Genomic DNA, 20,118 nt, shown 5'->3' with positions numbered 1-20,118 from the left:
TTAACACTTCCTTTTAAAAACTCCTGAGCAGTGATTCAACGATTAAATGCCATCCGTCTACCAAGATAAATAATAGGATTTTAAACGGTAATGAAATCATCACCGGTGGCAGCATCATCATACCCATCGACATGAGAACACTCGACACGATCATATCAATCACTAAAAACGGGATAAAAATCATGAATCCCATTTGAAACGCCGTTTTTAATTCACTGATTGCATAGGCAGGGACTAAAGCTCTTAATGGAATTTCTTCCACCTTTTTGGGTCTGTCCAATTTGGCATAATCCAAAAACAAAGCTAAATCCTTTTCACGTGTCTGCTTGGCCATGAATTCTTTCATGGGGATACTGGCGGCCTTATAAGCTTCATCCTGTGACATTTTCCCGTCCATAAATGGTTGTAGGGCATTTTGATTAACTTCCGTAAAAGTCGGGCCCATCACAAAAAATGTCATAAATAAAGCTAGTCCAATCAATACCTGATTTGGTGGAATCATTTGTGTTCCCAAGGCATTACGTACAAAACCTAATACAATGACAATTCTAGTAAAACAAGTCATTAGGATTAAAATGGCTGGTGCGATAGACAAAACCGTGATTAATAAAATAATCCTTAATGTATTGGAAACTTTATTAGGGTCACTACTATCACCTATATCAATGCCAGGAAGAAGTGTAGCCGCTTCTGCACCATGGGTCATTGAGAAAATACCTATTGTAAGGAGCGGAACAAGCAAAGCTAGTTTTTTTAGCATCTTACTACTCCTCTCCATGATCCTTTTGCATCGATTTCAAATGTTTTTGAAAAACGGACTTCCAATTTAATTTAGAGGTATCTACATTCATCCATTTCTGAGATACCGGTTCACCTGGATCTTCAAAGCTTTCGAGTAAATGCATATACTCTTCACCTTGAGAAATCGTTTTTAGAAGTGTAACGTCCTCACCAACACCAAGAATGTAAATGGTCTGACCAATCAGCACAATTTGCAAGGAACGATTGTTGCCAAGCATTTGACTTCCTAGTGAAAGAATTGGACCGTTTGATTGCATCGTACGGCCTTTTTTTGATATATATCGCAAGATAAAAATTAAAATAGCAATAACCAAAGCGAAGGAGAAAATAAATTTGAGAAATAAGGGAAATATAGAAGATGATTGCTGATCCACTGTTGCTTTATCTACAGATGAAGAGCTTTTTTTATCCCCATGCTGGATCGTATCATATACAGAAGAATCGCCGGAAGCTGACGCGCCTGCGGCAAAGACTGCGGGTTGATTGGAAAATATATAAATAAACACAACAAATAATAGTGTTAAGCGTTTCATGATTTTCTCCTTCCATGGAGCTATTTCAATTAATTTAAGCTGGCCGTGATTTGTGCAGCCATTTTGGCATCAAGTTGAGAAATGGCGGCTAAAATTTGTGAACGGCTATCTGTGCTGACATTTTTTAGTAAATCTAAAGCTACTTGTTGATTTGTGGACATCATGGATTGAATGATGACCGCTGACTGTGATGGTGACATAGCTGAGATGGTTTCAGCGAGTGTCTCAGTCGGTGTTTGTTGACTTTGTACCAATTGATGTAACTGTTCTTTCATAATGGCGGGATCTTCACTATTAACCCCGGACATATCTTTTAATAACATCGTAATTTGTGCGGCCTTTTTCGCATCCTTCATGCTGCTTAAAATAGAGCTTTGCAAATTCGTGTCTAATTGCGACATTGTAATCGTTGCATCCTCAAGTGACATCGTCGCAAACATCGCTGCAGCTTTTGAAGGAGTCATTGTTTTATAGATACTCGCAACTTTTTTCATTTGCGCTTGATTCGTGTTTGATTGTTTTTTATCAAGTTCTGTTTGAATATCCTGATTCGTTTGCTTCATTTTTTCTAAAGCATTTTGATTGGCCTTTAGCTGTTTAGTTAGGTCACTAATCTCTTGACTTTTTTCAGCTAATTGTGATTTACTTTGCACGTATTTCTGCTTCCACTCATCTGTTTCAGCTGAATCATTTGAAGAATTTGATTTAGGATCAGGGATAATAGTGTTCAATACAGGAACTTTATTTCCCCATGTTTGCACAGTTTTCATTACAGGGTACCCTAAAAAATTTAATACAACCAGAGCTAAAGCTGCTGTAACAATTAATGGTATACCAAACATGAAAAAGGTTTTGATTTTACCACGTTTTTTTTTCTCTTCCATTGTTTTAGCTCCTTATCCCCTTCGTGTATAGCGTAAAACGGCTAGTTCATCTAAGAAAGCTTGTTCTTTTTGATTCACCTGTTTGATAAAAGCCTCTTTAGATTTTTCCTTCCATTGATTCCACATTTTCGCTTCTTTTGATTTCTCTATCAAAATTTGATGTTTTAATTCCATTTCATAATGAACTTGTTTGGATTGTTGTTCTAACACTTTCATTTGTCGATTCACATGTTCGATATCCTGTTGCATTTCTATTATCTCAGAAATAGTTTTTCTATCAACATGATTATACTGGCTGAATATCTCTTTCTTTTCCAATTCCAAACCTTCCATTTGTTCTTGAAGCTCAATCTGGCGGAGTTTGATGGATCCATATTCATGTTTGGCGTGCTCTTGCTCTTTTTCTTTAACATCTAGTACTTTTTGGAAAGAAAAATTGTACTTCATTACATCATCGCTCCAAATTGTGAAATTAAGAAGGATTTAGTATCATCCAGCTGTGAAGGTTCGTAAATTCCCTGTTTTAAAAATTGGTCCATTTGCGGTTTTAACCTCATTGCCAAATCAATATCACGATTGGAACCTTTTTTATAGGCACCGATATTAATGAGATCCTCTGCTTCATTATAGGCCGCTAATAATTTCTTGAATTGAACTGCCACGGCTTGGTGTTCGTTGTCGGTAATTTCAGTCATAACACGACTTGCACTGGAGAGGACGTCAATGGCTGGAAAGATCCCCTTCCCGCCAATAGCACGATTAAGAACGATATGTCCATCTAAAATACCACGGACTGCATCTGCAATCGGTTCATTCATATCATCACCATCTACCAGAACAGTATAAATGGCTGAGATGGATCCCTTAGGTCCCGTACCCGCACGTTCTAACAGTTGTGGAAGCATGGCGAAAACCGATGGAGTGTACCCTTTAGTGGTTGGCGGTTCACCGATTGCCAGGCCAATTTCCCGTTGAGCCATCGCAAAACGAGTAACTGAATCCATGACCAGCAGAACGTTTTTGCCTTGATCACGAAAATACTCAGCAATCGATGTAGCTGTTAACGCTCCTTTGATACGGATTAATGCTGGCTGATCGGATGTAGCAACAATGACAACCGATTTTTTCAGACCCTCTTCACCTAAGTTTTGCTCTAAGAAATCTAACACCTCACGGCCACGTTCACCAATTAAAGCAATCACATTTACATCGGCAGTAGTATTACGGGATATCATCCCAAGCAAGGTACTTTTACCAACACCACTACCTGCAAAAATCCCAACGCGCTGTCCCATTCCCATCGTTAGTAATCCATCGATCGTCCTGACACCGACACCAAGTGGTGAATGTATTCGCGGTCGGCTTAACGGGTTAGGTGGTGCTGCATGTGTCGGAACTTCTTCTAATCCTAATGGAAGCGGTTTGCCATCCATAGGTTGTCCCAATCCATCCAAGATTCTTCCAAGCAGTTGATTACCAGCTTTGACCGTCATCGGCTTTCCACTTGCAACAACATCACAGCCAGGGCCAATTTCTCTTACTTCACCCAGAGGCATTAGCAACACTTTATTTTCTCTAATACCGACCACTTCTGCCTGAATCGGAGTTTGAGAATTTGCCGGGTAAATCGAACATAATTCACCAATTCGGACATCCGGCCCTTGTGACTCAATGGTAAGACCGATAATTTGGGTGATTTTGCCGTTTACCCTGACTGGGTCAATGTTATGAATGAGCTTGACATATTTCTCAGCTGACAGCACCATTTTCCGGCTCCCTTCTTGCCTCCAACATGACCTTTTTAATTTCCTCCATTTGGGTATCAATACGGGCATCTACGCTGCCGTATGCCGTTCGGATTACACAGCCTTTACTGGTCACTGAGTGATCAGGAATAATTTTTATTTCCGTTTCACCATTGACTACTGCAACAAGATGCAATCGCTGTGATAAAACAAAATCAAAATCATCCGGATGAACACAAACTGTAATAAATTCCTTCTCCTTGAAGCGCAGAATATGCTGTTTAATCAGTTCAATAAATTTATCAGGCTTGCTGTCTAACTCTTGTTTTAGAATTTGAGTCGCAATAGCCGTACTTATTTCTAAAAGAAATGGTTCAGCTTCAGCGACAATGGCCTCTTTTTCACTGTAGGCATGTTCCAATACCTGCTGCGCTAAAGCCGTTTTTTCTTGAAAATCCTCTTCGACAGCTGTAACGCCTTCCATTTTTCCTTGATCAAAACCTTCTTGATATCCTTGCTGCTTCATTTCCATCATCATTTGTTCAAGGTGGAACTGTTTTTCTTCCCACCATGAATTGATTTCTTCTTGGGCAGCTGCTTTCAAGGATTGCGCATAATTTTCTGCTTCCATAACAATCGTAGCCGCTTTTTCCTCAGCTTCTTGAAGCTGCTGTTGGACAAGTTGTACTTGTTCTGTTAGTTCATCATGACTAAAAACGGGCTGTTGATCACCCGTTTGTGTTTGATTCGGTATAAATGGTTGATTGACCACTTTTACATCGTTTAGGACGGAAAGGTGTGAAGCTTTAAATACTTTAGAATAGGATTTCATCGCTACCACCTCGAGCAATGACGACTTCACCTGAATCCTCTAAGCGGCGAATAACAGAGACAATCCGGCCTTGTGCTTCCTCAACATCTTTAACCCGTACAGGTCCAAGATATTGCATTTCTTCTTCGAACGTTTCGACCATCCTTGTAGACATGTTTTCGTAAATAACCTTTTTGACTTCCGGACTGGACGCTTTTAGGGCCAACATGAGGTCTTGGTTATCAACTTCTTGAATAACACGCTGAATAGCACGGCGATCCAGATTAATAATATCCTCAAAGACAAACATCCGTTTCTTGATTTCGTCTACCAGCTTCTCATCCCGCTGACCTAAATGTTCTAGGATGCTCTTCTCTGTTCCACGGTCTACCCCATTCAGGATGCTAACCACAGAGTCGATTCCACCCACAACGGTGAAGTCCTGTCGAATGGTCGCAGAAAGTTTCTGCTCTAGGATGGATTCCACTTCTTTAATGACCTCTGGTGAAGTCTGTTCCAGTAAGGCAATCCTTCTGGCTACCTCAGATTGAAGCTCATCCGGTAAAGAAACTAAAATGGATGATGCTTGCTGCGGATCTAAATGGGCCAAGACGAGAGCAATAGTTTGTGGATGTTCATTTTGCAAAAAATGATAGATCTGCATAGGGTCCACTCTTCGTGCAAAATCAAACGGTTTCACTTGGAGCTGAACCGTCAATTTTTGAATAATTTCTGTTGCCCGATCTCTACCAAGAGCAGATTCCAATACTTCTTGTGCATAATTAATTCCCCCAGTGGTCAAATAATCCTGGGCGATACACATTTCATGGAATTCCTTTAAAATCTCTTCTCTTTCATGATGATCCACTCTATTAATACTTGCTATCGAGAGAGTAAGTTGTTCAATTTCCTCATCCGGCAAATGTTTGAAAATTTTTGCTGAAGCTTCTTTTCCCATTGATATTAATAAAATTGCTGCTTTTTTCCTTCCAGTCAATTTTTCAGTAGCCATAGGAATTACGCCTCCTCATCATGCAGCCACGTCCGAATAATTTTTGAAAAATCTTCCGGTCTCTGGTGCAGAACTTTTCTAAGCTGACTTTCAACACTCATGTCTTGTTCGTCAAAATCTTCAGGTTTAATAATTGGTGCAGTAAACATTTCCTCAACTTCTGGGTCTTCGTCTTGTTTTCTGCGTCTCGCCAACCACCAAATAAGCGTTCCCACTAACAGCATACCAGCAACAGCTGCACCGGCTATATAGAGCCAATTTGTAGATGTTGATGATTGAGCATCCGTATTCTTGGCAAAGACATGCGGGAATATAGTAATCCGCTGGTCCACTTCTTTTTGAGATAAATTTGGATGACCAAGGGCTGTCCTTACAGTATTAGAAACAATGTTACGAATATTTTGTTCAGTGGCTTTAGGCAATTTATTAGAATTCGCCCCGACTCCAACGTTAATGGTAATATCGTCAATTTCATAAGGACTTTTAACAATTTCATTATTAATGCGGTTCACTTCGTAATTTACTTTTTCCTGTGTTTGTTCATAATTACTGTTACCGCCTGACGTGTCGCTACTATATTGTGGAACGTCTGTCTCACCGGTACCTACTACTCCACCAGAACTGCTTCCTGTTCCTGTAGATGTGACAGAGCTCTTATCAGAACTGATGACAATTCCATTATTGTTATCATCTGTAGGTTTCACCAAGTTTTCTTGGGTTTTCACTTTATCAAAATTCATTTTTACAAATGTATTAACATACACTTTCTCAGAACCAATAATCGTTCCAAGTAAACTTTGTAAGTTTTGTTGGATATCCCGTTGAATATCCTGTTGAATCTTGCGTTGTTCTTCGTATTTACTTAAGGACTGATCATCTTCACTGTCAACATCACTTTGCGCCAAAGTTTCACTATATTGGTTCATAATCGTAATATTTTCTAATGGAAGATTAGGAACACTATGAGAAACGAGCGTATATAAAGCCTTGATTTGCTGTGAATTTAATTTTGTCCCCGGTTCAATTTCAACCATCACTGAAGCGCTGGCCTCTTCTTTATTGTCATCACGAACAAAAACAGAGCTTTGAGGTAAGGTCAAAATAACCTCAGCGTTTTTAATTCCATCTACATTTTTGATGACATCAGCCACTTTATTCTGTAAAGCTTCTTTTTCAAGAATATCGTACTGTTTATCGGTCGCCCCAAAAGTAAGGTTTTGGCTAAAAATATCAAAATTAATTTTGTTGTCTTTCGGGTACCCGGCAGCAGCCAGACTTACTAATAAATCAGGAGCATTCTTCTTCGGAACGAGCAACATCGTACCCGTATCGTTCACCTGATAATCTGTAAAGCCCTCTTTATCCAGTTCAGCTTTGATATCCCCAACTTCCCGTTGACTTAATTGACCCGTATATAAAGGAATATATTGTGGGCGGGAAGCCACGAAAATAAAGATGGAAAGGGCAATGATAATTGTTAAAAAAGATCCAATAATGAACCACTTTTGTTTTTTTGATCGTGCATTCCAATATTCTTTGAAACGCTCAGTTGTTTTTTTGAGTTGATCTGTCCATGATCGATTCATTACTCACCCCGCCCAGCATTCGTCATTCATTATATTTGCATTCTCATCATTTCTTGGTAAGCTTCAATGGCCTTATCCCTTACAGTAACTGTTAGTTCAAGCGCCACCTTCGCTTTTTGTGAAGCGATGGTTACATCATGTATATTATCGATTTGACCCGCAGCCGCTTTTACTGAAAGGTCCGAAGCCTGCTTTACGGTGTTATCGACATTTTGCAAATATCCCTGAAGCACATTCGAAAACGAAGTGTTTGTTTTCGTTGTTTCCGGTTTTATAAACGGATTTTGATTGATTTTGATTAATGATGACCCATTAATTCCTGTAACTGCCATTTATCTCACTCCTAACGACCTATATCTAAGGCTTTCAGCATCATGGATTTTTCTGTATTAAACGAAGTAATGTTGGCTTCATAAGAACGAGATGCTGATAGCAAATCAACCATTTCTTTTGATAAATCAACATTAGGCATTGAAACATATCCATCAGCATTGGCATCTGGATTAGTAGGATCATACACAGTCTTGAAAGGCGTACGATCTTCAGCTATTTTTGTCACACGAACGCCTTGCAATTGCGTCTGATTTTGCTGCTGTAGCTTACCTTGTAAAACTTGGTTAAAGGATTTTTCTCTTGGTTCCATCACAACCATTTTACGGCGATATGGTTCCCATTGCCCATTCACTATTTTCCCTCTCGTGGTAGATGCATTGGCGATGTTAGAGGAAACAACATCCATCCTTAAACGTTGCGCTGTTAAGGCAGATGCACTAATATTCAAAGAATCAAACATCTACATTAACTCCTTCCTTTTATCGCAATTGATAAATTTTGAAACTCGCTATTGACTTGTTGTGTCAGTGTATAATACCAAAGCGAATTTTTACCCATCTCAGTCATCTCAGAGTCCACATCAACATTATTTCCATTGTTCTGCATAACACTGTTGGCATCTTCGACAATTTTTGCGTTAGGTATGTTCGAAGCCTGGCCAATTACAAAATGTCGAGGATCAGTCCGATTCCCAACAAATTTTAATTGATTAGATAATTGCTGTTTCAAAATATCTTCAAACAGCACTTTTTTTGCTTTGTAACCAGGAGTTTCAGCATTGGCAATATTATTTGAAATCGTTTGTTGTCGTAAACTCGATGCCGTTAATGCTGATTGCAGGAGGCCAATTGTATTCAAAAAGACTCTCCTCCTTTCACCTCAACTATAGTTTGATGTTATTCAAAAAGAATCAAAAAGAAATATGACCCTTAAATAATATACTAAAAAATTCATTGCGAATCTATTAAATTTTTCCATTAAATTAAAAGTTTGTTAAAAAATCGTGTCACACCTTTAACCCAATTGTTATTTAAGCCAGTCGGATCATTGGTTGCACCTATTGGAGCATATTTTGCGCCAATTTCGGATATACTATTTAGACCTTTTCCTAAATAATTTTTACTTAAATTCCGTGCCATATCCATGATGCTTTCTCCAATCGACCCATACGATTTTAACCCATTGGATCCCATCATCCCGGCGATATTATTTTTTACATGAGAAGCTCTCGAAGAGCCATTTCCAGATTCATGTTGTGCTATAGCTGCCAGGAGGGCTGGATTAATATTATACTGTCTGCCTGCTTGGACAAACACTTCACCCATACCAGATAATTTACCGCCTAAGACCTGATCTATTTTTTCTGATTGAATGTCCTGGTATTGCAATGGTTCATTAAGGGATGGAGTGATATTTCCCATCAACATATTTGGAATTTGAGTAGATGGTGTTTGAGTGATACTTCCCATTAGCATATTTGAAATAGAATCAGTTTGTTTGCTAGTTGCATCCGTTTGTGTGTCCTTTTCAGATAGCAACTGGCTTAGAATATCGGAAAAGAGATTCTCAGGTTGTGAAATCGTTGTCAGTTGTGATCGTAATTTCTCCGTACGAGCTAACGTATTGATCAACATGGTTTTTGTAAACCAATCATCACCAATTAGCAATTTGATCTTCCTTTCCTTTAGTTATTAAAAAAATCTTACATATTTAATTCTACTAACCTGCTAACTTCTTGCAAAAATGGTTCAGGAATCATCGAAATGTGTTTCAATTGTCCATCCTCAATTTCTGCTTCTACAAGAACAATGGTATTAGGGTCCTTCATTGTTTTCAATGCCAGAATTTGTTTGTTTTGGAAGACCAGATTTTTAACCATAAAATAAGTGTTGGTAGCAGCGTCATCAACCCTAATTTTCATTGGCCTTTTATAAAATGGCTTGTCTTTTTTATACTCATTAAAATAGTAAAGGTTTGGTGGCTTGGATGCTTGTTTGCTCATTATGATCATGATTCCTCTTCTGAGAAAATAGATATACTAATTATTGCGAAGTTTACAAGTTTGTTACAGTGAATAAATATGTTTACATTTATATTAAAATACTATTAAAAAGTCGATATTTATATTTTATCGAAAAAAATGAATTAAACAAGTGACAATTCTACTGATTTTGTCGAAAAACACAAAAAAAGCACGAATATGCAAGGATTTACATACTCATGCTTTTTTACTGCCAACTTCACTATTTTTTGGAATCAATAAAAATTCCGTTTGTTTGTTTACTGTATGGCTGATATTTTAATGAAACTTGTTTCGTTTGTTTCATTTGTTTTAATTCAATGGCCGTTTTATTTAGATTTTGTTTTAGTTCATTGTTTAATTCTTCATCGAGCTGCTGGGCTTCTTTTAGCAACTCCTTTTCCTGCTCGTCATATGAGTGTTCTGGATGATCCGCTTTATGCTCATCAACAAGGCTCATAAGTTTAGCACGCTGATCTAATAAACTCAAATATTCTTCGTACTCTTCTTCATGAAGAGCCTGTTTCATGTCCAAGGTTACTTCAAAAATGGATTTCAATAAGTTTTTCATACACCATCAACCTTAGTTTGTTGCCTTATTTGATTTCATTGCTTCTGACCAAGCTTCCATTAATTCCACGGCATAGCCTTCAACTTCTTCCAATATCTCTGTACTTTTTTTAAGATTGGCTTCCATAAGGCGTCGTTTCATATAATCATACATCGAAGCCAATTGCTTGGATACTTCAAATTCCTGTTTTAAGGTAATCATGAGTTCGCTAACGATATCTTGTGCACGTAAATTATAATGATGACTGTCTTCAAAATTGTTGTTTTCAATCGCTATTTTGGAAAGACGAATGAATTTCACTATACCTTGATATAGCATATATGTTAAGTCTTCAGGTTTTGATGTATTGACTGCCTGTTTTTGATACGTTTGATATGGATTATTTAACATTTAGATTTCTCCTCTCTCGTTCAAGTTCTCTATGTTGATTATCGGATTATTTGCAGAAGAGTTAAGAGGAATTCGCAAAAATATCGTTGTATTTTAGCTGCCAACTTGAAGAACAATTCCAAAATTATCAATAATATAGTTTAATCTTTGATTGTATGATTTTAAATTTTGTATTTTGGCCGCGTCGCCTAATTTATTGAAGGCGGTTATTTCTTTAGCTAATTTAGCCACTTCCATCTGAAGGTCATCATTTCTCTTTTTTTCCATTAATAATTGTTTTTCTTTGTCCATAAGCTTATTTTTCAGATTAACCATTTCCAATTGGCTCTCAGACTTAATGGCTTCGACCTGTTCAACCACTTGTTGGTTTTGTAAAGCCAAATTTGTTAATTGGTATAGGCTGCCAAGCAAGTTGTTTAATTGGATTCCAGGAAGCTGTTGAACATTTGTAATCAACCCTGACAAAATATCCAATAAATCTTCGGGTTGTGTTTGATTGTTTATTTCTTGTGATGGCTCGGGTATATCCCTTATAACTTCTGTGGAAACAACGGGAATTTCAGGTCTTTGAATAGTCGTAAAATGATATTGATTTCCACTTTTAGTTTCCTGTTTTTCTTGTGCTTTTACGAGTGAATAATACTTGTAGTTAACAGACTGATATCCTCTATTTAATAATTGACCAATTTCATCAAGAATTTCAGTAATATTCAGGCAACCTTCTGCCTGCCGGTCAAGAATATATTGAAACATAAAATCAATTTCGCTTTTGGACCATTTCCGGTTAATTTTTTTTCCTTCTTCTAGCGTCGATTTCGAACCTTTTTGATAAAACATAAATAAATGATTGAAATAATACACTAATGTTCCTGGAGATAGATCATTTTTTGTCTCCAAATTTTGAATGAATTCATCCGTAACTTGTTTATTAGATTGGTTGGTAAGTGCTTCTTTCATCTCAAAAAGTGCAGCTTTTAAACACATGCGAATACCTCCTAATTTGAATCCGAGAATGAAGATCTTATGTATGAAATAATTCTGTTTTGGATTTAATGTTTTTGTTTTTGATTACTCTCTTCAAATGATTCGCATTACCTTTACTGTTTTTGACTGTCTTTCTTAAAATTAATTATACTTATAATGTAAGTATATGTAAATTAATTTGCCCTATTTTCAAATAATAGTAAAAAAAACCTCTTTATCAAGAGGTTTTGTGCTTAAAATGGTTTAATTACGTGCTTTTAATCGGTTTTGTCTTTGCTTTTCAAAGCAATATTGAATGATTTTGGATTGATCCCGTTTATCCATCTGTTTAAATTCAATCGCTACATTTTTTCGATCTTGATTTTCAATCCAATTAATTCTTTTGATTTCCCCTACAAAATCGATGGATTCCGATTCTTTGTTTTGTAATCCTGGTAGCAAAATGGTCCCGGAAATTTCTTCCCCTTCATGCAGATCCAATTCAACCATACAGGACATTAGGACACCACCTGCACTTAAATTGACAGTCGTTAAGGTAGTTTTTTCTACCTTTAAAGGAAGATTCGCTGGTACACGGAAATTTTCACGAAGCTGAATCTTTACGATTTCATCCTCTTCTGGCTTTGAAATTCGAAACAAAGGCATATTGTCCTGCTTTCGTCCAATGATTTCGGTTTCGAATTTATATTTCACATCATTTTCCACGAAGGTAATTTCTAATTTTTCTTGTGCAAGGACAAGATCAATAACACTGTTATCTACTGGTACTCCGATTAGAATTTCCTTATCACTGACTTCGGCCACTACTGATTTATAAGTTTGATCTTTACTTTTAAAATCGATGATAATCTTTTGATTCACCTTGGGATACAATTTTGCGACACCTGCCATGATTTTTATTATTTTATATAAACAAAATAAAGAACACCACAGAAGTGAAAGTTCGTGGTGTTCTCAAAACAAACATTATCGTAAAAAGTCAACTAGGCTTGTCTGAATAATGCGAGAACCCACGGATAATGCGGCTTGATGTACATTCTCTTGCGCTTTCAAATCAATAATTAGTTTGGAAACATCTACATCTTCCTCGCTTGATAACATGCTGGTAGTCGAAATTTCCAATCCGTCCAGTCGAGAGGTACTTAATTCCATTCGATTCATTCTCGCTCCTAATTCAGAGCGTTGAGTGATTACATTATCGATTTGGGTATCCAATTTCTCTAAAAAGTCTGAGGGGCTTGATGATTTAAAATTATCTACTAGATCAGTTAAAACCTGAAAAATTCCGCCTGAACCATCCTCATTATATTTAAATATATTGGTTCCCGAAATGTTGATTTGAACGTTGTTATTCTGTCCTACCTGCATTTCCAATTTTTCGTTATTGTTGTTTTGAAATCCTTCAACACCAGTGGTATCTGCCCGATAAGGTGGATTTTTAACATCGGTTCCAGCAAATATATATTTACCTGCAATCTGTGTATTGGCGATTTCTCCAAGATGTTCTTTCATTTGATGGATTTCATCTGCGATGGCATTTCGGTCTGTACCACTGTTTGTTCCATTCTGACCTTGGACTGTCAGCTCCCTAACCCGTTGAAGCACAGAATTTACTTCATTCAAAGCTTCATCCGTACTAGTCATCCATGATGTACCATCATCAGCATTTCGCTTAAATTGTCCAATTTCATTCAATGACGAACGATAAACCATGCCTCGTACGGCGGTAACTGGATCATCAGATGGCTTGTTGATTTTCTTGCCGGAAGACATTTGGTTTTGATATTTCTCCATTACAGAGTTACTCCGGTTTAAATTAAATAACATATTTGAATTCAACATACTTTGTGTAACTCGAGTACCCATATGCTACCTCCTATTACAGCCCAACACGGCCCATGCCGTTAATGACTTTATCAAGACATTCATCCATGACCGATACCATCCGGGCTGCGGCATTGTAAGCTTGTTGGAACATGATCATGTTAGAAGTTTCCTCATCAAGTGATACACCAGAGACCGATTGTCGGCGATTATCTACTTGTTTCATGATGACATCTGAATTGCCCACCATTCGTCCTGCTTCTTGCGAGTCTATGCCAAGTTGGGCAATAATATTTTGAAAATAATCGTTTATCGTGGTTGTTGTTCCATTTAAATCAATAGTATTCTTGGAGCGGATATCAGCAATAGCCTGAGCATTTTTCCCGTTTCCGCTAGATGATGTGGTAGTGCCATCAGCATTTGTTACCTCAATGGAGGCAGCTGCTATTAAGTCCAATGATTTCATAATGTCAGAGTTAACAGAAATTGTATCTGCTGTTGTTCCTGTGAAAAACGGAACAACTGGCGTTTTATCACCTTTTATATTATTTAAATTTAATCCTTCAGCATGTTGGTTATTGATCGCTGTTGCAAATTCATTCACCATTTCATTTAATTTGCTTTGAATATCGGGAATGATACCACCTTTAGTAGTCCCATATGATTCAATTCGACCCATTAACTCTCCGGATTCTAATGTAACCGTCTTCTCATTTTGATCTGGATCGACCAATTTAATATTTTGGGGATCGATCAGATTAGTGGCAGAATCAAATCCGATGGTAAGTTTACTAGCTTTATTACCTGAAACTAATACCCCATCGCCGATAGAAACCGTCACCATGCCGTTTTTATCAGGCACAGTATTGACATTTACTATTTTTGATAATTGATCCAATAAAAGATCACGTTGGTCATATAAATCATTTGGCTGATAATTGTTTGGCACTAACCGTGAGATTTGGTCATTTAGGCTCGCGATCTGGCTTGCCAAAGAATTTACTTCATTCGTTTTTGTATTAATAACTGTGTTAAGATCTGTCTTCATTTGGGTCAATGAATTGGAAAAATAATTAAAGGTGTCTGCCACTGCAACCCCACTTTGTCTTACTACAGCACGTGCCGCAGCACTATCAGGGTTCTTCGCTAATTCCTGCCAACTATTCCAAAATTGATCCATTACATGTGATAATCCGGTTTCTGATGGTTCGTTTAACAACTCTTCCACTTTTGATAACGTGTCACCTTTTGCTTCCCAGTAGCCTAAATTCTTGTTCTCACCACGATATTGAACATCCAGATAATCTTCTCTTAAACGTACGATTTTATTAACCTCGACACCTGTCCCCAATTGTGCAGGGGAAGTAGTGGTATTCATGCTCGGAACGGGAATCGCTTTGGTTGCCTGCAACTCCGCCCTCTGCCTGGTATATCCTATCGTATTTGAATTGGAAATGTTATGTCCAGTTGTAGAAAGTGCAGTCTGTTGGGCATATAAAGCTCTTTTTCCGATTTCTAAACCATGAAACGTTGAAGTCAACTAATTCCCCTCCCAATCAATATGTGTCTATATTTTTGCATCAAGCAAATTAGTATAACGATTTTTACTTTTTGGTCCATATCCAATGGATGGTTCTTTCCTTACATGCATCCCGATCATAAACTGTGTATAGGAGAGAGAGGATTGAATTAATTGCTGATTACTCTCGTTTAACTGCGATATTTCGCGGATTAAGCTGCGAAGCTGTTTCGCTAGCCCTGATAAAACAGTCCGGTGTTCCACATTTTCCTGGACCTTCAACAATTCCTCTATTGTAGAGTCCTTTTCAGGGATTCCCTTCCCTTCCAAATACACTTTTACCAGAGCTTTTCTTTGCTCTTCAAGTTTTTGAATTTCTTCCGTACAAGAGCTCTCACGATAAATTATATTTTGAAGCTGGTTGATGTCCCCTTCCACGAGAACACTTCTTTTCTCTTTTGCTAAATCAAGCAACTGAGAGTGAGCACCCACCATAGCTTCAAGTGTTTGGATAATCAATTTTATGGGATCCATTTTTTTATCACTCACTCAGAAGTTTTCCAATAATCCAGCATTTTTTCAGCAATCTTGTTGCTGTCTACCTGATAAGTTCCGTCAGCAATTTGCTGTTTAATATCTTGAATTCGTTGTTGTCGTGATGTTTGTTCAGACTTCATCGCTTGAGAAATCTCCATACCTTTTGAAGAGATCGTTACATTCGTTGAAGTAGTTGATTTTTTATTTATATTAGTTATATTTGAACGGTTCTGTTGATTTTGGTAGGAATAAAAACCGTATCTCGTGTCATTTATTCTCATTTGACAGTCCCCTCCTATTCCTGATATTACTATTATCGACAAGTCTAAAATAAAGTTTAGTCCAATATGTCATTTTCAGCTTTATTTATTTACTATCCTATTCATCCCTTAAACATTTTACCAAAATAATAAACTTTTTTCACGTAAATATAGAAAAAAGAGGAGTACCGTGTGAAATGACTCCTCTTTTTCCTATTTAAAGTTTGAATTTATTCAATTCTTGATCCAGCAGCTCAGATAATTCCTTTAAACCAGCAGCATGCTGCGTAAAAGAGCTCATCGTTGCAGAAATTTGCTCAGCAGAGGCTGAAACTTCTTCTGTTGCTGCCGCTGTTTCTTCTGAAACAGCCGTAATACTCTCGATTTCCTGGCTCACTGTTTCTTTGTTCGTTTGACTGTCCTTTACAGATACTTCAACATCCTGAACCTTTTGCGCAAGTTCGCGAATCGAAGTCAAAATCTCTTGAAAAATCGCTTTTGTTTCGTCGACAGCCACATCCTGTTCGGTAACAGCTTGATTGGTTCGTTGCATGGCCGTAACGGCTTGTTTCACGACTGTTTTAATACTATCAACAATTTTCTTGATCTCATCAGCTGATGCTTTTGATTGTTCCGCTAACTTTCTTACTTCATTAGCGACAACCGCAAAGCCTCTGCCATGTTCCCCTGCTCTCGCTGATTCGATTGAAGCGTTAAGTGAAAGTAAATTAGTCTGTTCGGTAATCTTAGTAATGGCTTCAATAATCGTATTGATTTCTTCCATTCTTCCATCTACTTGGTTAATAATCGAGGCTACCTCATTCGTGGAAGATTTTGTTTCAGCTGCCTTATCGGTAAGAAGTTCTACCTGGTTTAGACCCTTGTTGCTTAATTCCATTGAGTAATTAGAAACATGGTTCATATTACCAGTTGCAACAGATATTTCATCCAATTGCAGTGATAAATCTTTCATCTGATCATGGCCAACTTGGACATTTTTTGCCTGAAGACTAGAACCTTGTGCAATTTGCTCAATCGCAATGGCCACTTCTGAAATGGCAGCACTTGTTTCCTTGGTCATGCCGGATAATTGTGAAGATGTCTCCAATACCCGTTTTGAAGTGTCACCAACTTTTTGCAAGGAAGATGATAATTGCTCCATGGTGTCATTAAAGCTGTTTTCAAGGTCTTTAAACTCATCATTGGAGGCAACAGCAACCCTTGCAGAAAAATCTCCTTTTGCAGCTGTATCCAATGCATCTCGAACGATCCTAATATTCTTAGCCATTTTACTGCCAAAGAAGAAGGCAAAGGATGCTGTTAACAACCCAAAGATGGCGGTTAAGAGCCAACCGATATTTCTGATTTTATTGGCACTCTCAATGATCTCTGATTCTTCAAGTGCTGAAACAAATTTCCACCCTGTCTTATCATTGGTTGTATAGGAGGAAAAATTATCTACACCATTCATTTGATACTGACTCTGACCTTCTTTATGAGACTCCAAATCTTTCCATAAAGATAGTTTGGTCACATAATCAGAGCCGATTTTATTAATGTTTGGATGCGCAATTATTTTACCATCCTCACCAACTATGATCATATAGCCGTGCTTTCCAACCTTTATACTGCTGATGGATTTCGAAAAGTTATCAATGTTTAAATCTACTGCGGCAACACCTACCACCTGACCATTTTTATCTAAGACGGTCTGTGAAACGGTTAAGACCAATTTTTTGGTTAAAGCATCCACATAGGGTTCACTATAAAACGGCTTGCCATTATTTTTTATTGCTCCTGTATACCAATCTCTTACGGTTGGATCATAGCCTTCTGGCAATTGTTGTTTTGGTGCATTAATCATGTCTTTTTTCGATGAGGCAAAATAAACACTTTGATAATCATGATTGGTTTTTAGCGTACCTTCCAATAGGAAAGATCCATAGGTTGCATTCATCGGGTTTTGATAGAACTCCGTGAAGTTGATGTTATTGGCAACCAATTGTAACTGACTGTTCACTCCATCAATTTTATAATCCAATCCAACACTTGATTGCTTGGTTACTTGCAAAGCAGAATTCGTAACCTCTGTGTGAAGCACCTTTTGTGTATACATATTAGAGATCAGCGCAATTGAAATAGTTGGAATAATAGATACAGCCGTCATTCCCGTTATTAACTTAAACTTACCACTTTTTAAAATTGAGTTGGTTTTTCCTTGTCTATTTTGTTTCATGGTATACCTCCTAGTTGTATGTTCTTGTTGTTAATAATATTTAAAGGGGGGTTAATTCAATTTAAATTTCTTTAACTCCTCTTCAAGCCGTTCGGATAATTCTTTTAGTCCTGCAGCATGTTGGGTAAAGGAAATCATGGTAGCTGATATTTGCTCAGCAGAGGCAGAAACTTCTTCCGTTGCGGCAGCGGTCTGTTCTGAAACAGCCGTTATACTATCGATTTCGTGACTGACCGTATCCTTATTGGTTTGACTTTCTTTTACTGAAATTTCAACATTTACGACTTTTTGAGTCAAATCTTGAACGGAAGTAAGAATGTCATGAAAGATGGCTTTTGTTTCTAATACTGCCTGGTCTTGTTCATTTACGGCGAGATTCGTTCGATCCATCGCTTCTACTGCCTGTTTGACGACCCCTTTAATGCTATCGACAATTCGCTTAATTTCATCGGCGGACGCTTTAGATTGTTCTGCCAATTTTCTTACTTCATTCGCCACCACTGCAAAACCTCTGCCGTGTTCACCAGCCCTTGCCGATTCAATCGAGGCATTGAGTGAAAGTAAGTTGGTTTGTTCGGTAATTTTCGTAATCGCATCAATGATGGTATTGATCTCCTCCATTCTCACATCAACATCTTTAATAATCGAAGCCACTTCAAGGGTAGAAGATTTTGTTTCCGCTGCTTTATCAGTTAAAAGAACAACTCGCTCCAATCCCTTATTACTTAATTCCATTGAATGCTGGGATACATGGTTCATATTGGCAGTTGCGAAAGAGATATCATCTAATTTTTCCGATAGACCTTTCATTTGATCGTAGCCAACCTGGACGTTTTTCGCTTGTAATCCGGCACCTTGAGCAATTTGTTCAATGGAAATCGCCACTTCTGAAATGGCAGCACTTGTTTCTTTAGTCATTCCGGATAATTGAGCGGATGTTGATAATACCTGTTTCGACGTATCATCCACTTTTTGAAGTGAGTTAGATAATTGCTCCATCGTGTGATTGAAGCTTTCTTCCAATTCTTTAAATTCGTCTTGCGTTTTTACAAATACCCTTGCGGAAAAATCCCCTTTGGACGCAGTTTGCAAGGCATTTTTAACAGCAAGAATATTTTTCAAAACGCCTCTTGAGATGAAATAGGCGCAAAGTGCGGACAATACCCCAAATATAGCTGTTAACAACCAACCAATATTTCGAACTTGATCAGAGCTTTTGGTAATTTCCGCATTGTCCATTTGGGAAACGAACTTCCAATGGGTTGAGTTATTTGTTGTAAAGGCGGAAAAAGTTTCGGTTCCATTCAATTTATAGTTGCTGTAGCCTTCATTTTCTTTTTGGATATGATTCCAAACAGATAGTTTACTTGCATCAGCACCTATTTTCTTGGCATTTGGATGGAATATATACTTCCCGTCCCCACCAATAATGGTCATGAATCCTTTATCCCCGATCACAATATTTTTCATAGAATTTGAAAAATTGCCCATATCAAGGTCGATCCCCACAACCCCAACCAGTTGTCCATTTTGATCCTTAACAGCCTTGGAAAGGGTTAACACTAATTGGCCTGTCCCCTCGTCTTTGTATGGTTCACTAAAAAATACCTGGCCGTCTTTCTCGACAGCACCAAGGTACCAATCACGTGACGTAGGGTCGTAGCCATCAGGAAGATCCGTATTCGGTGCACTTAACATTTCCTTTTTTATATTCGCGAAATAGACAAAAGCATATTCTTTATTTGTTTTTAGCGTCTCTTGCAATAAATCGTTTGCATATTTTGGCGCTTCTGGGATTTTGTAATAATCCGTAAAGTCAATGTTGTTTGACAATAAATCTAGCTGACTGATAACCCCTTGAATCTTAAATTCAAGACTTTTACTAGCCTCTTTTGTTAATTGCAAAGTAGATTTTGATACTTGCTTGGACATGACATCCTGAGTGTAGATATTTGATATGATCGCAATCGATATCGTTGGGACAATCGCCACTGCCGTCATTCCCGCAATCAATTTCGTTTTTGTACTTTTAAATTTATATTTTGATGCCATTTTTTGATTCTTTTCCATCG

The 20,118-nt window shown here is 37.7% G+C and carries 23 protein-coding genes; all 23 read right to left on the bottom strand.

The window, feature by feature from the left end; all coding sequences use genetic code 11:
* Positions 1–13 precede the first annotated feature (13 nt).
* Complete coding sequence (fliP, locus tag ACI3K6_RS02800) at positions 14–760, bottom strand: flagellar type III secretion system pore protein FliP (protein ID WP_335476106.1); 747 nt, start codon at positions 758–760, stop codon at positions 14–16.
* 4 nt (positions 761–764) lie between these two features.
* Positions 765–1,334 carry a flagellar biosynthetic protein FliO gene (locus ACI3K6_RS02795; protein ID WP_435553608.1) on the bottom strand — a complete coding sequence of 190 codons (570 nt, stop codon included), beginning with the start codon at positions 1,332–1,334 and terminating at the stop codon, positions 765–767.
* Between the two features lie 29 nt (positions 1,335–1,363).
* The gene (locus tag ACI3K6_RS02790; protein WP_435553607.1) at positions 1,364–2,218 is read right to left on the bottom strand and encodes a MotE family protein; all 855 of its coding nucleotides are present in this window, start codon (positions 2,216–2,218) and stop codon (positions 1,364–1,366) included.
* A gap of 12 nt (positions 2,219–2,230) precedes the next feature.
* Positions 2,231–2,665, bottom strand: coding sequence for a flagellar export protein FliJ (locus tag ACI3K6_RS02785; RefSeq protein WP_335476112.1), 435 nt, complete (start codon positions 2,663–2,665; stop codon positions 2,231–2,233).
* Positions 2,665–3,984: a flagellar protein export ATPase FliI gene (gene fliI / locus ACI3K6_RS02780; protein WP_435553606.1), complete on the bottom strand. Its 1,320-nt coding sequence runs from the start codon at positions 3,982–3,984 to the stop codon at positions 2,665–2,667. Before fliI ends, ACI3K6_RS02785 begins: the two co-directional genes overlap by 1 nt.
* Positions 3,968–4,795, bottom strand: coding sequence for a FliH/SctL family protein (locus ACI3K6_RS02775; RefSeq protein WP_435553605.1), 828 nt, complete (start codon positions 4,793–4,795; stop codon positions 3,968–3,970). The genes fliI and ACI3K6_RS02775 overlap by 17 nt, the downstream gene beginning before the upstream one ends.
* Complete coding sequence (gene fliG, locus ACI3K6_RS02770; RefSeq protein WP_335476117.1) at positions 4,779–5,786, bottom strand: flagellar motor switch protein FliG; 1,008 nt, start codon at positions 5,784–5,786, stop codon at positions 4,779–4,781. The genes ACI3K6_RS02775 and fliG overlap by 17 nt, the downstream gene beginning before the upstream one ends.
* A gap of 5 nt (positions 5,787–5,791) precedes the next feature.
* Entirely contained in the window at positions 5,792–7,372 is a 1,581-nt protein-coding gene (gene fliF, locus ACI3K6_RS02765; RefSeq protein ID WP_335476119.1) for a flagellar basal-body MS-ring/collar protein FliF, read from the bottom strand.
* Positions 7,373–7,401: 29 nt separating this feature from the next.
* Positions 7,402–7,704, bottom strand: a complete 303-nt coding sequence (gene fliE / locus ACI3K6_RS02760; protein WP_335476121.1) for a flagellar hook-basal body complex protein FliE — start codon at positions 7,702–7,704, stop codon at positions 7,402–7,404.
* Between the two features lie 11 nt (positions 7,705–7,715).
* The gene (flgC, locus tag ACI3K6_RS02755) at positions 7,716–8,165 is read right to left on the bottom strand and encodes a flagellar basal body rod protein FlgC (protein ID WP_335476123.1); all 450 of its coding nucleotides are present in this window, start codon (positions 8,163–8,165) and stop codon (positions 7,716–7,718) included.
* Positions 8,166–8,170: 5 nt separating this feature from the next.
* Positions 8,171–8,563, bottom strand: a complete 393-nt coding sequence (flgB, locus tag ACI3K6_RS02750; protein WP_435553604.1) for a flagellar basal body rod protein FlgB — start codon at positions 8,561–8,563, stop codon at positions 8,171–8,173.
* 119 nt (positions 8,564–8,682) lie between these two features.
* Positions 8,683–9,372, bottom strand: coding sequence for a glucosaminidase domain-containing protein (locus tag ACI3K6_RS02745; protein WP_435553603.1), 690 nt, complete (start codon positions 9,370–9,372; stop codon positions 8,683–8,685).
* Between the two features lie 35 nt (positions 9,373–9,407).
* A complete protein-coding gene (locus ACI3K6_RS02740) occupies positions 9,408–9,716 on the bottom strand; it encodes a hypothetical protein (RefSeq protein ID WP_435553602.1) in 309 nt (102 codons plus the stop codon).
* Between the two features lie 232 nt (positions 9,717–9,948).
* The gene (fliT, locus tag ACI3K6_RS02735) at positions 9,949–10,296 is read right to left on the bottom strand and encodes a flagellar protein FliT (protein ID WP_335476131.1); all 348 of its coding nucleotides are present in this window, start codon (positions 10,294–10,296) and stop codon (positions 9,949–9,951) included.
* A gap of 12 nt (positions 10,297–10,308) precedes the next feature.
* A complete protein-coding gene (gene fliS / locus ACI3K6_RS02730; RefSeq protein ID WP_435553601.1) occupies positions 10,309–10,686 on the bottom strand; it encodes a flagellar export chaperone FliS in 378 nt (125 codons plus the stop codon).
* Between the two features lie 93 nt (positions 10,687–10,779).
* Positions 10,780–11,670, bottom strand: coding sequence for a hypothetical protein (locus ACI3K6_RS02725; protein WP_435553600.1), 891 nt, complete (start codon positions 11,668–11,670; stop codon positions 10,780–10,782).
* Positions 11,671–11,913: 243 nt separating this feature from the next.
* On the bottom strand, positions 11,914–12,543 hold the full coding sequence (locus ACI3K6_RS02720; protein WP_435553599.1) for a flagellar brake protein: 630 nt from the start codon (positions 12,541–12,543) through the stop codon (positions 11,914–11,916).
* Between the two features lie 93 nt (positions 12,544–12,636).
* Positions 12,637–13,536 carry a flagellar hook-associated protein FlgL gene (gene flgL / locus ACI3K6_RS02715; protein ID WP_435553598.1) on the bottom strand — a complete coding sequence of 300 codons (900 nt, stop codon included), beginning with the start codon at positions 13,534–13,536 and terminating at the stop codon, positions 12,637–12,639.
* A gap of 13 nt (positions 13,537–13,549) precedes the next feature.
* Positions 13,550–15,034: a flagellar hook-associated protein FlgK gene (gene flgK, locus ACI3K6_RS02710; protein ID WP_435553597.1), complete on the bottom strand. Its 1,485-nt coding sequence runs from the start codon at positions 15,032–15,034 to the stop codon at positions 13,550–13,552.
* A gap of 27 nt (positions 15,035–15,061) precedes the next feature.
* Positions 15,062–15,547, bottom strand: a complete 486-nt coding sequence (locus ACI3K6_RS02705) for a flagellar protein FlgN (protein WP_435553596.1) — start codon at positions 15,545–15,547, stop codon at positions 15,062–15,064.
* A gap of 11 nt (positions 15,548–15,558) precedes the next feature.
* A complete protein-coding gene (gene flgM / locus ACI3K6_RS02700; protein ID WP_335476144.1) occupies positions 15,559–15,831 on the bottom strand; it encodes a flagellar biosynthesis anti-sigma factor FlgM in 273 nt (90 codons plus the stop codon).
* Between the two features lie 196 nt (positions 15,832–16,027).
* On the bottom strand, positions 16,028–18,046 hold the full coding sequence (locus tag ACI3K6_RS02695) for a methyl-accepting chemotaxis protein (RefSeq protein ID WP_435553595.1): 2,019 nt from the start codon (positions 18,044–18,046) through the stop codon (positions 16,028–16,030).
* A 51-nt stretch (positions 18,047–18,097) separates the two neighbouring features.
* Complete coding sequence (locus ACI3K6_RS02690; protein WP_435553594.1) at positions 18,098–20,116, bottom strand: methyl-accepting chemotaxis protein; 2,019 nt, start codon at positions 20,114–20,116, stop codon at positions 18,098–18,100.
* Positions 20,117–20,118 lie beyond the last annotated feature (2 nt).

The organism is Neobacillus solisequens (assembly GCF_051233465.1).
Taxonomy (GTDB): Bacteria; Bacillota; Bacilli; order Bacillales; family Cytobacillaceae; genus Neobacillus.
The sequence above is the reverse complement of the archived record's forward strand: the minus strand, read 5'-3'. Positions and strand labels throughout refer to the sequence as shown.